Source organism: Kitasatospora sp. NPDC051914 (assembly GCF_040680995.1).
In the GTDB taxonomy this organism is placed as follows: Bacteria; Actinomycetota; Actinomycetes; order Streptomycetales; family Streptomycetaceae; genus Kitasatospora.
This window is the reverse complement of record NZ_JBFAXX010000064.1, coordinates 1-13,248: the sequence shown is the minus strand read 5'-3', so window position 1 is coordinate 13,248 and position 13,248 is coordinate 1. Positions and strand designations below refer to the sequence as shown.

Here is a 13,248-nt window from a genome sequence, read left to right as displayed (position 1 = left end):
GGCGGGGTGCCGCAGCCCGCGGCTGCGGCGGTGGACTCAGCATGACGGAGCACGGGGCCGGCTGGGGAGTGTGAGGTACCGCACCTTCGAATGTTGCGCCGAACGCCGTCGAAATGGGGTTTTGGGCAGGTGATCGGACGGTTTGGGCGGGTGCGGCCACGGTTGCGCGGAGAGTGATGTTGGTCATCGGGGTGCGGGATGCGGGATAATGGCTTCCGATCAATGCGTTCGATACCGGTGGTGGACGGACCTCCGGTACGTAGCTGAGCGGTTGCAGGAAGGGGAACGAGCATGGCGGCCATGAAGCCGCGGACGGGTGACGGCCCGCTCGAGGTCACCAAAGAGGGGCGGGGCATCATCATGCGAGTTCCGCTCGAGGGCGGCGGTCGCCTGGTGGTGGAGCTGACGCCCGATGAGGCGGATGCCCTGGGCGAGGCCCTGAAGAAGGCCTGCGGCTGACGCAGCGGGTGCTCCCCTCATCTCCTGGAGATGCCGACAGGGCCCGGATTCGAGTGAGAATCCGGGCCCTGTGCCGTACCCGGACGGCGCCGCGCGCCCGGACGGCCCGTCAGTGCCCGGCTCAGCGCTTGACGGCGCAGAGCAGGCCGTCGCTGACCGGCAGCAGCGCGGGCAGCAGCCGGTCGCTCTCCCGGACGTCCCGGACGAGCTCGCGCACCGCATGGGTCTGCGGGTCGTCCAGGTCGGGCTCGGCCAGCCGGCCCTCCTGGAAGACGCCCTCGAAGCAGACGATGCCGCCCGGTCGCAGCAGCCGCAACGATTCTGCGAGGTAGGCGCGGGACTCGGTCGGATCGCCGTCGCAGAACACCAGGTCGTACTGGCCGTCCGCGAGCCTCGGCAGCACGTCCAGCGCCCGGCCCGGGATGAACCGGGCCCGGTTGGGCGCGAACCCCGCGGCCAGGTACGCCTCCCGCGCGCACTGCTGGCGGACCGGCTCGGTGTCGACGGTCGTCAGTACGCCGTCCGGCCGCATCCCGCGCAGCAGGTAGACCCCCGAGACGCCGGTGCCGGTGCCGATCTCGGCCACCGACTTGGCGTCCAGCGCCGCCGCGAGCAGCCGCAGGAAGGCGCCGCCGCTCGGCCCGATCGCGCGTATCCCGGCGCGCGCCGACTGCGCCCGGGCGTAGGTCAGCACCGCGTCCTCGCCGACATAGGTGTCGGCGAGAGCCGCCCGCTCGGGCCCGAACTCGGTGATGGCTGCCTCTCCGGAGCGCCTGATGCCGACCCGATGTCGACATTTTTCAGCCACAGATTACTGGCCGACCGGGAACCGCGTTCGGCGGCGGGCCGTTGATGGGAACAGGACTTGGCGATCGGGGTACGCACGACGCCCCCGCAGCGGCCCGGCCGGGCAGCGGGCGGAGGGGGGAGTGCACTTTATCCGGATCTGACGGGCGAGGTGGATATGGTGGTGGCCCTGCTGGGCAGAAGAGCCGACCGAGGAGGTGTGGCCGAGGGCGACGTCCCCGTGCAGCGCGATCCCCGCGATCCCCGCGGCACCTCGTCGGCCCGTACGCCGAAGCCCGTGATGAACCAGCCCGCGCACTCCCCCCTGGACGCAAACACCGCGGCGGACGAGACGGCCGAGCCGGCCGCGCTCGCCACCTTCGCCGAGGGCCCCGACGCGCAGAGCTGGACGCCGCCGACCTGGGAGGAGATCGTCGAGGCGCACAGCGCCCGCGTCTACCGCCTGGCCTACCGGCTGACGGGCAATCAGCACGACGCCGAGGACCTCACGCAGGAGGTCTTCGTCCGGGTCTTCCGCTCGCTCTCCACCTACACCCCCGGCACCTTCGAGGGCTGGCTGCACCGCATCACCACCAACCTCTTCCTGGACATGGTGCGCCGACGCCAGCGGATCCGCTTCGACGCCCTCGCCGAGGACGCCGCCGAGCGCCTGCCCAGCCGCGAGCCCAGCCCCGCCCAGCACTTCAGCGACACCCACTTCGACGCCGACGTCCAGCAGGCGCTCGACACCCTCGCCCCCGAGTTCCGCGCCGCCGTGGTGCTGTGCGACATCGAGGGCCTCTCCTACGAGGAGATCGCGGCCACCCTCGGGGTCAAGCTCGGCACCGTGCGCAGCCGCATCCACCGCGGCCGCTCGCACCTGCGCGCCGCCCTCAAGCACCGCGCGCCCAATGCCGCCCCCGGGCGGCTGCGCCGCGGCGGCTCCGCGGAGCCCGTCGTGGTCGGCGCCGACCCCGGCCCGGCCGGCGGCCTCGACCGGAGGGGCTCATGACCGGCGGCGGGCCCGTGGGCGGGCACTCCGACGAAGGCCGCTCCCGGCGCGGGCCCTCCTGGGCACAGCTCGGCCGGCGCGGCGGCGACCACACCCAGGGCCAGGACAGGCCGGCGGAGCGGGCCGCCGCCGAGGCACCCGGAATGCGCGCCGTCGCCGTCCGCCCCGCCGAGCCCGCGGACGAGCACCATCTCGGCGACCGCCTCTCCGCCTACCTCGACGGCGAGCTCGGCCACGACTCGCGCGAACGCGTCCAGGCCCACCTCGCCACCTGCGCCGACTGCCTCGCCGAGGCCGACGAGGGCCGCGCGGTCAAGCACCTGCTGACCCGCACCGACACCCCCGGGCCGTCCTCGATGCTGATGGCGCGGCTGCTCGCGGTCGCCGCCCACCCCGACGACGAGCAGGACGGCGGCCCCGGCACCGGCCCGGCCGTGCAGGCCTCGCCGGGCACCTTCGGCGGCAGCCGGCTCACCGGCGGCTCCTTCGGCCGCGGTGCGGGCTCCCTGTTCGGCACCGGCGCACTCGGCGCCGACTCCCCGATCCCCGGCGTCGACCCGCGGGCCGGCCGCCCGTCGCTGCCCACCCCCGGCAACAGGCTGTCCCTGGTGCCGTCCGCGGCACGCCCCGCCGCCGCCCTGCGCGGCCTCACCGAGCCCCGCGGCCGCCGCCCTGCTGCGCCCTCCCGGGGCCGCCCGGCCGCCATGCCCGAGCCGGTCGCCGCCGCGGCCCGCGCGGCCGCGCCGTTCGGCCGCCGCTTCGTGTTCGCCGCGGCCGGCGCCTTCTCGGTGGCCGCCGTCACCCTGGCCGGTGTGGGCAGCCCCTCGGCCGTCGGCGGCGAGGAGCAGCACGGCACCCGGGTCAGCCCGGTCAGCGGCCCCGGCGGCGGTGCCGTCCCGGTCAACGCCCAGCTCCCCGCGGACTTCCCGGTGGTCCCGATGGTGGCCTCGGCCCCGCCCGACACCGTGCCCCGGCCGGACGCCTCCGCCCACGGGGTGACCCCGCTCGGCCCGCACAACCTGCTCCGTTAGGACGCAAGCGCCCGGCCGCCGGGTGGTCTGGACCGCATTCCGCAGGTGGCGGGGTCACAGACCGGCCGGCGGCCATTACCCTGGTGGCGACGGCTGCCGCCGAGCTCGTCGGGTTGGTCCATCAGGAGCTGGGAGCGTACGTGTTCAGTGACATAGGCCCACTGGAGGTCGTCGCGCTGGCCGTCATGGCCATCGTGATCTTCGGGCCGGACAAGCTTCCGAAGCTCATCCAGGACACCATGGGCTTCATCCGCAAGGTCCGGTCGTTCGCGGACAGCGCCAAGGAGGACATCCGCAGCGAGCTCGGCCCGGAGTTCAAGGACTTCGAGTTCACCGACCTGCACCCGAAGACGTTCGTCCGCAAGCAGCTGATGGGCGGCGACGAGGACCCGCTGGGCTTCAAGGAGCTCAAGGACGGCCTCGACATCAAGTCCGTCCTCAACGACGAGCCCCCGGCCCGGGTGGCCGGCGCCGCGAACCTCACCAAGACCGCGCCCGCCGAGGCCGGTGCGCCGCTCGCCGCCGACGAGCGCCCGCCGTTCGACCTGGACGCCACCTGAGGCGGCCGAGCGCCGCCGCGATCCCCCTGCGCCCCGCCCGGTCCGCTCACCGGGCGGGGCGCAGCCGCGTCCGCCGCTATGGTGTTCAGGTTGACCGCACGGCAGTTCCGTTGTGCCGTCGGTCACGCCGCGACGTGTCGGAGGCCCGACCGCACCCGGCCGACGCGCCCGGTGCGCCACCATGGAACGCCGCCGCAGGACACAGGTGAACGGAGGAGGCCGGCGATGGACGTGACGAGCCGAGCGGGTGAGACGGTCGCCCCGGGCGGCCGTGCGGCGCCCGTGGTGGGCGCCCAGGCCGGCCCCGCCGACCCGCTGGCGCCCTACCTGGAGGCGGACTTCCCCTGGTACGGCCTCGACGACGGCTGGACGGGCCGCCGCTGGCTCTCCCCGGCCGGCGCCGGCCGCGCGGGCCAGGGCGCAGGCACCGACTACGGCTCGCTCGGCCACGGCGACGAGCCGGCCAGACCGTACGAGTCCCGCGAGGCCGGCCGTTTCGCCGTGGTGGTGACCGTGGCCCGCCGCCCCGGCCGCCGCAGCGCCGACAACACCGGCATGCTGGAGGCCACCTCGGCCTCCTCCGCCGCCTGGCTGGCCGGCTCCGGTCTGATCGCCACCGTGCCCCCGGGCCAGCTCGACCGCTCGCTCCGCCAGGACTGGCTGGACCAGCAGACGGCCCTCGCCTGGGACCTCGCCGACGACCTGGAGGGCCCCGGCTGGTCCCCGCTCACCCTCCCGGTGAACGGCCTCCCGCAGCCCTTCCGCTACCGAGAGTCCGAGTACGGCTGGGTCCTGGCAGGCGAGGCCCCCGGCGTCCTCCTCGGCGCCTACGGCCGCGGCGTGAGCGCCTACGGCGTCGGCTTCACCGCCCTCTCCGACCTCACCGCCTACAACGGCCGCTGAAGCCGGCCCGGCAAGCCGCAGAAGGGGCGCGAGGAACCGCGCGCAGCGGGAGGGCACACGCCGTGCCCTGCCGTCCCGCGCAGTTCCCCGCGCCCCTTCGTGGCTCGCGGTTCGCTAGAACTTGTTCTTCGGGGTGAGGCCCAGGGAGAGGCCGGAGAGGCCGCGCTGGCGGCCGCCGAGCTTGCCGGCGACGGCGCGGAGGGCGGCGCCCGCGGGGGACTCGGGTGCGGCCAGGACGACGGGGCGGCCGTCGTCGCCGCCCTCGCGGAGCCGGACGTCGATCGGGATCGAGCCCAGCACCGGCACGGTGGCGCCGACGGTCCGGGTGAGGGCGTCCGCGACGGTCTGGCCGCCGCCGGTGCCGAAGACGTCGATCATCTCGTCGCAGTGCGGGCAGGGCATGCCCGACATGTTCTCGATGACGCCGACGATCTTCTGGTGGGTCTGCAGCGCGATGGTGCCGGCCCGCTCGGCGACCTCGGCGGCCGCCATCTGCGGGGTGGTGACGATGAGGATCTCGGCGTTGGGGACGAGCTGCGCGACCGAGATGGCGATGTCGCCGGTGCCGGGCGGCAGGTCCAGCAGCAGGACGTCGAGGTCGCCCCAGTAGACGTCCGCGAGGAACTGCTGCAGGGCGCGGTGCAGCATGGGCCCGCGCCAGACGACCGGCGTGTTGCCGGGGGTGAACATGCCGATGGAGATGACCTTCACGCCGTTCGCCGACGGCGGCATGATCATGTCCTGGACCTGGGTGGGCCGGCCCTCGACGCCCAGCATCCGCGGCACGCTGTGGCCGTAGATGTCGGCGTCGACGACGGCGACCTTGAGGCCGTCCGCGGCCATCGCGGCCGCCAGGTTGACGGTGACCGAGGACTTGCCGACGCCGCCCTTGCCGGAGGCGACCGCGTAGACGCGGGTCAGCGTGCCGGGCTTGGCGAACGGGATCTCGCGCTCGGGTGCGCCGCCGCGCAGCAGCTGGGAGAGCTCCTTGCGCTGCTCGTCGCTCATGACGTCGAGCTCGACCTCGACACCGGTCACGCCGGGGACCTTGGAGACGGCGCCGACGACCCGCTGGGTGATCGTCTCGCGCATGGGACAGCCGGAGACGGTGAGGTACACGCCGACCCTCACCGCGCCGCCCTCGGCGATCTCGACGGATTTCACCATGCCGATCTCGGTGATCGGGCGGTTGATCTCCGGGTCGTGGACGGTCGCCAGCGCCTTGCGGACGGACTCCTCCGTCACCCCGGCGGCAATCTCGGTCTCGTTGGCCATGCCTTGATGGTACGGCGCCGCGGGCGGCCCCCGACTCGCCGGTAGCGTGCCGCCGGTCACACGGGGCCGCGGCCGGTCCGGCGCCCCGCGGCCCACGGTCACACCAGGTCGCGGCTCTCCCACCGGTCGTCCAGCTCCTTGAGCAGCGCGACGAGCTCGGAGCGCACGAAGTCGCGGGTGGCGACCTCGCCGAGGCCCTGCCGGAGCGCGGCGACCTCGCGGGTCAGGTACTCGGTGTCGGCGATGTTGCGGTCGCTGCGGGCGCGGTCCTGCTCCATGTTGACGCGGTCCCGGTCGTCCTGCCGGTTCTGGGCGAGCAGGATCAGCGGCGCCGCGTACGAGGCCTGCAGGGAGAGCATCAGGGTGAGGAAGATGAAGGGGTACTCGTCGAAGCGGAAGGACGCGGGCAGCAGGGTGTTCCACACCACCCAGGCGACGATGACGAAGGACATCCAGACGATGAACCGTCCGGTGCCGAGGAAGCGGGCGATCCGCTCGGAGAGCTTGCCGAAGGCCTCCGGGTCGTAGGTCGGCATCGGGATGAGGGCGCGGCGGCCGGTGCGCGGCTGGTCCAGCCGGCTGCGTCCGGCGGTGCCCTCGGGCCGCTGCGGGCGGACGCCCTCGCGGGCGCGCAGCTCGCGCAGCTGCCGCAGCTCCCGCAGTTCGCCCTGGATGCGCAGGCGAGGGGAGTCGTCGCGGCGGCTCTTGCGGTCATCCATGGACGGTCTCGCTCTCGGCGCCCTGCAGGGAGGCGTCGCGCCAGTCGTCCGGCAGCAGGTGGTCGAGGACGTCGTCGACGGTGACGGCGCCCAGCAGGTGGTCGGCCTCGTCGACGACCGCGGCGGCCACCAGGTTGTAGGCGGCCAGGTAGCTGGTGACCAGCGGCAGCGGGGTGTCCGGCGGCAGCGGGTCGAGGTCGTCGTCGACCAGCGAGCCGACGAGCGTGAACGGGGGCTCGCGCAGCAGCCGCTGGAAGTGCACGGTGCCCAGGTACTTGCCGGTCGGGGTCTCGTTGGGCGGGCGGCAGACGTAGACCTGGGCGGCGAGGGCGGGCTTGTTCTCGGCGATCCGGACGCGGGCCAGCGCCTCGGCGACGGTGGCGTCCGGCTCCAGCACGATCGGCTCGGTGGTCATCAGGCCGCCGGCGGTGTCCTCCTCGTAGGACAGCAGGCGGCGCACCGAGGCGGCGTCCTCGGGCTCCATCAGGCGCAGCAGCCGCTCGGCGTCCTCCTCGGGCAGGTCGGAGAGCAGGTCGGCGGCGTCGTCCGGGTCCATCGCCTCCAGGACGTCGGCGGCGCGCTCCTCCTTGAGCTTGCCGATGATCTCGACCTGGTCGTCCTCGGGGAGCTCCTCCAGCACGTCGGCGAGCCGGTCGTCGTCGAGGGCGGCGGCGACCTCGGCGCGGCGCTTGGCGGAGAGGTGGTGCATGACGTTGGCGAGGTCGGCGGGGCGCAGCTGCTCGAAGGTGGCGAGCAGGTTGGCGGCGCCCTGCCCCTCCTCGGCGAGCGAGAAGCCGGTGAGCTCGGACCAGTCGAGGGTGAGCGTCTCGCCGCGGGCCTTGCGCAGCCGCGAGACCCGGCCGGTCTGGACGAAGACCTTGCGGACCTCCCACTCGCGGACCCGGGTCTGCACCATGGCGACGTCGAGGACGGTGACCTCCTCGGCGGTCTTCGTCCGGACGACGGTGCGGTCGAGGAGCTCGGCGAGGACGAGGGTCTCGGAGGGACGCTGCTCGAAGCGGCGCAGGTTGATCACGCCGGTGGTGAGCACCTGGCCGGACTCCAGGCTGGTGACCCGGGTCATCGGCAGGAAGATCCGGCGGCGGCCGATCACCTCGACGACCAGGCCGAGCACCCGGGGCGGGCGGCCGCCGATGCGCAGCGAGACGACCACGTCGCGGACGCGGCCCACCTGGTCGCCGTTGGGGTCGAAGACGGCGACGCCGGAGAGGTGCGAGATGAAGACCCGGCTGCCTGCGCCTGCCATCGGGCTCCCCTTCTCTCTCCGGGCGGCCCGCTGGGTGCCGGGCCGGCGTTCGCGAGGGGCCGCGGTGGTTCCGGCGGCCGTTCGCGCCGTCGCCTGCACGGGCACGCCCCGCGTGCGCGGGTGCGTCCGGCGCGTCCTCCGGCGCCAAGGCTACCTGCGGCAGTGGGCCGCAGCCCGCCGGTGGCCGGCCCGCGGGCCCGGCGCGGCGCGGCGGACACGTCTTCGAGGCACACGGGTGCCGAGTCAAGGGCGCATGGGTGCCATCAGGGGCGCGGGTCAGCCCTTGCGGCGCTTCAGGAGGAGCCTGGGGAGGCCGGCCGGGATCGGGCGGCGGGTGGTGGCGGCGGTGGGCATCGGCTCGGCGGCGTGCGAGCCGTCCGGCATGGCGCCGGGGCGTTCGGCGAGCGGGCCGGTCGGCTCCAGCCGCAGGACGCGGCACTCGCGGGCCCAGCGGTCGCCGATGGTGTCGGTGTCGGGGGCGTTCAGGCGCTTGCCCTTGAGCTCCTCGACGGCGCCCTGCCAGGCCTCGCCGTGCGGAGGGAGCTCGGTCACGGAGGCCGTCCAGCCGGTGAGCCGGCCGCCCTTGTCCTTGCTGCGGACGGTGACCACCGCGGTCGAGCCGGCCGCCAGGCCGTGCAGCGGCTGCTCGGCGCCGTCGCCGACCACCACCACCGCGCCGTCGTGCCAGGCGTGCCACAGCGCCCGGCCGTGCGGGCTGCCGTCCGCCCGGACCCAGAGCAGGCCGGACTTCTTCGCCGCCTCCTCCAGCAGGGCGCGGTCCAGGAAGTCCTCGGCGGTGGTCGTCGTACGCTCCATGGTCCACAGCGTACGGCCTGGCGGCCCGTCGGCCGGAGGGCCGTCCGCCCTTCGTCCCACAGCCCGGGACGACAGTGCCATGGTGGCATTTGAGGCCTTACGGTAGTGCGGTCCGGACCATCGACCGTCCCGAAGGAGAACCGTGCCCGCCCGGCCCGCCGCCACCGCCCCCACGGAGCTGCACCCCGCTCCCGCACCGGGTCGGTTCGCCCTGCCCCGGACGGACCTGTTCCTGCTCGCCGTCTCCATCGCGGGCATCTCGCTCTCCGCCCCGCTGATCAGCGCCACCGCCGCCCCGCCGCTGGCCATCGCCTTCTGGCGGAACGCCATGTCGGTGGGCGTGCTCGGCCCGTACGCGCTGTTGCGGCACCGTGCGGAGCTGCGCGGCATCGGCCGGCGGGCACTGCTGCTGGCGGTGGCGGCCGGCCTGCTGCTCGCGGTGCACTTCGCGCTGTGGATGCCCAGCCTGCGGATGACCTCGGTGGCCTCGGCGACCGCGCTGGTCACCACCACCCCGCTGTGGACGATCCTGCTGCTGCGGCTGACGGGGGAGCGGGCGCCGCGGCCGGTGCGGATCGGCGTGGCGGTCGCCTTCGCGGGGGTGCTGGTGCTCACCGGCGTCGACCTGTCGCTCTCCCCGCGGGCACTGCTCGGGGACGCGCTGGCGCTCGGCGCGGGCGCGGCGGCCGCCGGGTACGTGCTGCTCGGCGCAGAGGTCCGGCGGACCGTCAGCACCACCGCCTACACCCTGGTCTGCTACACCACCACGGCGGTCGCCCTGCTGGGCGTCTGCCTGGCGGCCGGCACGCCGCTGTCCGGCTGGCCGACCGGGGTGTGGTGGCAGATCGTGCTGCTGATGGTGGCCGCCCAGCTGCTCGGGCACTCGCTGAGCAACCGGGTGGTCCGCACCCTGGGCCCCTCGGTCACCTCGACGGCGATCCTGCTGGAGACCCCGGGTGCGGCACTGATCGCGGCCGTCTGGCTCGGCCAGTGGCCGCCGGCGGCCGCGTACCCGGCGGTCGGCCTGATCCTGCTGGGGCTGGTGCTGGTCGCCCGGGGCGGCCGGGACGACCGCGGCTGACCGGGCGTCAGAGCCACCCGTTGCGCCGGAAGCCCCGGTACATGGCGACGCAGATCACCACGACGCTGCCCAGCACCAGGGGGTAGCCGTACTTGTGGTGCAGCTCCGGCATGTAGTCGAAGTTCATGCCGTAGATGCCGGTGATCATGGTCGGCACCGCGAAGATCGCCGCCCAGGCGGTGATCTTGCGCATGTCCTCGTTCTGCGCGACCGACACCTGCGCCAGGTTGGCCTGGAGCAGCGAGTTCAGCAGCTCGTCGAAGCCGTGCACCTGCTCGGTGACCCGGGCCAGGTGGTCGGCGACGTCCCGGAAGTACTTCTGGATGTCCGGGTCGATCAGCCGCTGGATCGGCTCGGAGAGCAGCTGCATCGGACGCAGCAGCGGCGCCACCGCGCGCTTGAACTCCAGCACCTCGCGCTTGAGCTGGTACACCCGGCCGACGTCGGCGCCGCGGCCGGCCTTGCCGGCGAAGACGTCGAACTCGACCTCGTCCACGTCGGTCTGCAGCCGCTCGGCGACCAGCAGGTAGTTGTCCACCACGTGGTCGGCGATGGCGTGCAGCACCGCGGACGGGCCCTTGGCGAGCAGGCCGGAGCCGTCCGCGTCGGCCTCCAGCCGGTGCCGCAGCTCCTTCAGCGAGCTGTGGCCGCCGTGCCGGACGGTGATGACGAAGTCCTGGCCGACGAAGACCATGAGCTCGCCCGTCTCCACGACCTCGCTGGTGGGGGTGAGCTGGTCGTGCTCCACGTAGCGGATGGTCTTGAAGACCGCGAACAGCACGTCGTCGTACCGCTCGACCTTGGGCCGCTGGTGCGCGTGCACCGCGTCCTCGACGGCCAGCGGGTGCAGGCCGAAGCGCTGGGCGATGCCCTCGAACTCGGCCTCGGTGGGCTCGTGCAGGCCGATCCAGCTGAACGAGCCGGCGTCCTGCTGGCGGCACAGCTTGACCCGGGCGACGGCCTCGCGCGGGCTGCAGCTCTCGCCGACCCGCTTGCCGTCCTGGTAGACGGCGCAGTCGACCACGGCCGACGGGGCGTGGCCCGGGCGGAGGGAGTCGAAGGAGGTGTCGCGGCGGCGGTGCGGACGGACGGCCGCACGCAGGTTGTTGATCATCGACATGGCAGGCTCCTGGGGCAGGAACCGCCGCACGGCAGGCGGTGGTGGCCGTGGTGCGACGGCGAGGAACACCGATGGACGTGCCGGGCTGCAACAGGCGCTCACCAAGAACCCGCCAAGAAACGGGAAAGACTTCGGTTTGGGCGCCTCGGCTCCCGGGAAGGTGCTCTCCCGGCCGGGTGTGACGCCGCCTCAACTACCTCGTCAGGGGTGGGTGCGGCGGAGAAGGACAGGCCGGGCAGAGCTGCCGGTACTGCATGGTCGGCTGGTATCCACCACAACCACCTCCTTCATGCCGCGGCCCCGGGGCTTAGCATCCCCGGTAGCCAGCCGCCCACACTAACAGTTATCGGTGTGCCGCCGCTGGGGTGTGCGCGAAGCGACGACGCCCCGGGCGCTAAGGTCGCGTGCATGGCCCATGAATTCCCGATGTTCGGCGACTTCTCCGACCACTCCGGCGGCTCCGCGGAACTCTCCCGCACGGCCGTGCTGGCGGCCGTCGAGGCGCGGCTGCTCACCACCTTCGGCGAGAGCACCGGCCGGGCCTCGGTCACCTTCCTCGGCACCGAGCGGATCGAGGTGCTGCGCTTCGGTCCGGACGCCGAAGGACTCGTCCGCTACGCCACCCTCGGCATGGCCGCGAGCCCGATGGCGGACCCCACCGCGGCGGTCGCCGACCCGGTCCGCGGGCCGCGCGCCGAACTGGTGCTCACCGTCCGCGGAGGGCGCGACGACGTGCTCCGCGCGCTGGCCACCTTCGCCGCGACGCCGCAGGTCGAGGGCCTGGTGGTGGCCCCAGGCGGCTCGCTCGACCTGGGCTCGCCGCTGTGGGAGGGCGCGCCCTTCACCTCCGTCCTGGTGGCCGAACCGGGCGGCCTGGTCGAGGACGTGGAACTCGCCGAACCGGCCGAGCCGGTCCGCTTCCTGCCGCTGCTGCCGATGACCCCGAACGAGGCCGGGCACAAGCGCGTGCACGGCGCCGCCGAGCTCCAGGAGCGGTGGCTGCGGCACGGCACCGACCTGCGTGACCCGAACCGCCGGGCCGTCCCGCTCGACTGACCTGGGCCCGGCCGACGGGCGGTCAGGTGCAGGGCCCGACGAACGCGAGGACGCCTTCCGCCGACGGCAGCGGGCCCGGCCGGCGTGTGATGAGAACCACACCGCCGCCCTTGGGCGTGTCCTGCGTCCGGGCCGGATCCCGATCTTGGAATCGGCCCCCGGCGGGTGCCGCGTCAGCCCTTGATCGGGACCGCGCCGGTCGCCTGGCCGACCAGCTGCTCGTACGCGGCCGGGTCGGTGGTGTACTCGCCGAGCCGGACGGTCTTGCGGTGCCCGTGGTAGTCGCTGGACCCGGTGGTGAACAGCCCGAGTTCGCCCGCCAGGCCGCGCAGGTGGGCCCGGGCCTCCTCGTCGTGGTCGGTGTGGTCGACCTCCAGGCCGCCCAGCCCCGCCGCCGCCAGGTCGGCGATCACCTGGTCGGAGACCGTGCGGCCGCGCTTGACCGCGCCCGGGTGCGCGAACACCGGCACGCCGCCCGCCGCGCGGACCAGCCGCACGGCGGTGACCGGGTCGGTCTCGTGCTTGCGGACGTCCGCCCGGCCGCCGTTCGCCAGCCACTCGGCGGTGAACGCGTCGGAGACGGTCTCCACCACACCCGCCTCGACCAGGGCGCTGGCGATGTGCGGGCGGCCCACCGAGCCGGCCCCCGCGATCCGCTCCACCTGCTCCCAGCCGATCGGCGCACCCAGCTCGCGGCAGCGCTCGACGATCGCCCGGCCGCGCCGGAAGCGGTCGGTGCGGACCAGCTCCCGCTCGGCGGCGAAGGCGGGCTCGGCCGGGTCGAAGAGGTACGCCAGCAGGTGCATGCTGATGCCGTCGACGTGGCAGGAGAGTTCGGCCCCCGGGACCAGGGTCAGGCCGGTGCCGTGCACGGCCTCCGCCGCCTCGGCGTGCCCGGAGACCGTGTCGTGGTCGGTCAGCGCGACGACGTCCAGGCCGGCCGCGACGGCTGCCGCGACCAGCTCGGCCGGGCTGTCGGTGCCGTCGGAGGCGTTGCTGTGGGCGTGCAGGTCGATGCGCACGGGAGGGGCTCCAGGGGCCGGTGGGGGCTGCTGCTGGCCCGACCCAGCCTAGATGGTTGATTCCAAGGTCAGTGGTCGTAGGCGGTGAGTGACCGCAGTGTTGGCTGGCCGGTCTTGTGGTTGTGCCAGATCGCTGCGGTG

14 protein-coding genes are annotated in these 13,248 nt (G+C 74.1%); 7 read left to right on the top strand and 7 right to left on the bottom strand.

Annotation, left to right across the window (positions count from 1 at the left end; translation table 11 throughout):
* Positions 1-291: 291 nt before the first annotated feature.
* Entirely contained in the window at positions 292-459 is a 168-nt protein-coding gene (locus AB0M03_RS32145) for a DUF3117 domain-containing protein (protein ID WP_014137929.1), read from the top strand.
* A 121-nt stretch (positions 460-580) separates the two neighbouring features.
* On the opposite strand, the gene AB0M03_RS32140 is transcribed toward AB0M03_RS32145, so the two are convergent.
* Complete coding sequence (locus AB0M03_RS32140) at positions 581-1,237, bottom strand: O-methyltransferase (protein ID WP_363498110.1); 657 nt, start codon at positions 1,235-1,237, stop codon at positions 581-583.
* A gap of 186 nt (positions 1,238-1,423) precedes the next feature.
* Between AB0M03_RS32140 and sigE the strand changes: the two genes are divergently transcribed.
* From sigE to AB0M03_RS32120, 4 genes are all read left to right on the top strand, one after another.
* Positions 1,424-2,257: an RNA polymerase sigma factor SigE gene (sigE, locus tag AB0M03_RS32135; RefSeq protein WP_363498025.1), complete on the top strand. Its 834-nt coding sequence runs from the start codon at positions 1,424-1,426 to the stop codon at positions 2,255-2,257.
* On the top strand, positions 2,254-3,288 hold the full coding sequence (locus AB0M03_RS32130) for a zf-HC2 domain-containing protein (RefSeq protein ID WP_363498023.1): 1,035 nt from the start codon (positions 2,254-2,256) through the stop codon (positions 3,286-3,288). Before sigE ends, AB0M03_RS32130 begins: the two co-directional genes overlap by 4 nt.
* 140 nt (positions 3,289-3,428) lie before the next feature.
* Positions 3,429-3,848 carry a sec-independent translocase gene (locus AB0M03_RS32125; RefSeq protein ID WP_363498020.1) on the top strand — a complete coding sequence of 140 codons (420 nt, stop codon included), beginning with the start codon at positions 3,429-3,431 and terminating at the stop codon, positions 3,846-3,848.
* A 225-nt stretch (positions 3,849-4,073) separates the two neighbouring features.
* A complete protein-coding gene (locus tag AB0M03_RS32120; RefSeq protein ID WP_363498017.1) occupies positions 4,074-4,751 on the top strand; it encodes a hypothetical protein in 678 nt (225 codons plus the stop codon).
* A gap of 114 nt (positions 4,752-4,865) precedes the next feature.
* Here the strand turns inward: AB0M03_RS32120 and AB0M03_RS32115 are convergent, their stop codons facing one another.
* The 4 genes from AB0M03_RS32115 to AB0M03_RS32100 all read right to left on the bottom strand — a co-directional run bounded on the left by AB0M03_RS32115 (position 4,866) and on the right by AB0M03_RS32100 (position 8,828).
* Positions 4,866-6,026, bottom strand: coding sequence for a P-loop NTPase (locus AB0M03_RS32115; protein WP_363498014.1), 1,161 nt, complete (start codon positions 6,024-6,026; stop codon positions 4,866-4,868).
* 98 nt (positions 6,027-6,124) lie between these two features.
* Complete coding sequence (locus AB0M03_RS32110) at positions 6,125-6,745, bottom strand: DUF1003 domain-containing protein (RefSeq protein ID WP_363498011.1); 621 nt, start codon at positions 6,743-6,745, stop codon at positions 6,125-6,127.
* The gene (locus AB0M03_RS32105) at positions 6,738-8,012 is read right to left on the bottom strand and encodes a CBS domain-containing protein (RefSeq protein ID WP_363498008.1); all 1,275 of its coding nucleotides are present in this window, start codon (positions 8,010-8,012) and stop codon (positions 6,738-6,740) included. The genes AB0M03_RS32110 and AB0M03_RS32105 overlap by 8 nt, the downstream gene beginning before the upstream one ends.
* A 276-nt stretch (positions 8,013-8,288) precedes the next feature.
* Positions 8,289-8,828: a hypothetical protein gene (locus tag AB0M03_RS32100; RefSeq protein ID WP_363498005.1), complete on the bottom strand. Its 540-nt coding sequence runs from the start codon at positions 8,826-8,828 to the stop codon at positions 8,289-8,291.
* 178 nt (positions 8,829-9,006) lie between these two features.
* On the opposite strand from AB0M03_RS32100, the gene AB0M03_RS32095 reads away from it, so the two are divergent.
* On the top strand, positions 9,007-9,909 hold the full coding sequence (locus tag AB0M03_RS32095) for a DMT family transporter (RefSeq protein ID WP_363498107.1): 903 nt from the start codon (positions 9,007-9,009) through the stop codon (positions 9,907-9,909).
* A gap of 7 nt (positions 9,910-9,916) precedes the next feature.
* Here AB0M03_RS32095 and corA read toward each other — a convergent pair whose 3' ends face one another.
* Entirely contained in the window at positions 9,917-11,029 is a 1,113-nt protein-coding gene (corA, locus tag AB0M03_RS32090; RefSeq protein ID WP_363498002.1) for a magnesium/cobalt transporter CorA, read from the bottom strand.
* Positions 11,030-11,455: 426 nt separating this feature from the next.
* Between corA and AB0M03_RS32085 the strand changes: the two genes are divergently transcribed.
* Positions 11,456-12,085 (top strand): suppressor of fused domain protein, encoded by a 630-nt coding sequence (locus AB0M03_RS32085; RefSeq protein WP_363498104.1) that lies wholly within the window; start codon positions 11,456-11,458, stop codon positions 12,083-12,085.
* 173 nt (positions 12,086-12,258) lie between these two features.
* On the opposite strand, the gene AB0M03_RS32080 is transcribed toward AB0M03_RS32085, so the two are convergent.
* Positions 12,259-13,107, bottom strand: coding sequence for a PHP domain-containing protein (locus AB0M03_RS32080; protein ID WP_363497999.1), 849 nt, complete (start codon positions 13,105-13,107; stop codon positions 12,259-12,261).
* Between the last annotated feature and the right edge of the window lie 141 nt (positions 13,108-13,248).

What these genes read in the sequence shown, in the direction of transcription:
- AB0M03_RS32110 (WP_363498011.1), bottom strand. Translation starts at nt 6,745, where the DNA reads ATGGATGACCGCAAGAGCCGCCGCGACGACTCCCCTCGCCTGCGCATC.
- AB0M03_RS32130 (WP_363498023.1), top strand. Translation starts at nt 2,254, where the DNA reads ATGACCGGCGGCGGGCCCGTGGGCGGGCACTCCGACGAAGGCCGCTCC.
- corA (WP_363498002.1), bottom strand. Translation starts at nt 11,029, where the DNA reads ATGTCGATGATCAACAACCTGCGTGCGGCCGTCCGTCCGCACCGCCGC.
- AB0M03_RS32120 (WP_363498017.1), top strand. Translation starts at nt 4,074, where the DNA reads ATGGACGTGACGAGCCGAGCGGGTGAGACGGTCGCCCCGGGCGGCCGT.
- AB0M03_RS32105 (WP_363498008.1), bottom strand. Translation starts at nt 8,012, where the DNA reads ATGGCAGGCGCAGGCAGCCGGGTCTTCATCTCGCACCTCTCCGGCGTC.
- AB0M03_RS32100 (WP_363498005.1), bottom strand. Translation starts at nt 8,828, where the DNA reads ATGGAGCGTACGACGACCACCGCCGAGGACTTCCTGGACCGCGCCCTG.
- AB0M03_RS32145 (WP_014137929.1), top strand. Translation starts at nt 292, where the DNA reads ATGGCGGCCATGAAGCCGCGGACGGGTGACGGCCCGCTCGAGGTCACC.
- AB0M03_RS32085 (WP_363498104.1), top strand. Translation starts at nt 11,456, where the DNA reads ATGTTCGGCGACTTCTCCGACCACTCCGGCGGCTCCGCGGAACTCTCC.
- sigE (WP_363498025.1), top strand. Translation starts at nt 1,424, where the DNA reads ATGGTGGTGGCCCTGCTGGGCAGAAGAGCCGACCGAGGAGGTGTGGCC.
- AB0M03_RS32115 (WP_363498014.1), bottom strand. Translation starts at nt 6,026, where the DNA reads ATGGCCAACGAGACCGAGATTGCCGCCGGGGTGACGGAGGAGTCCGTC.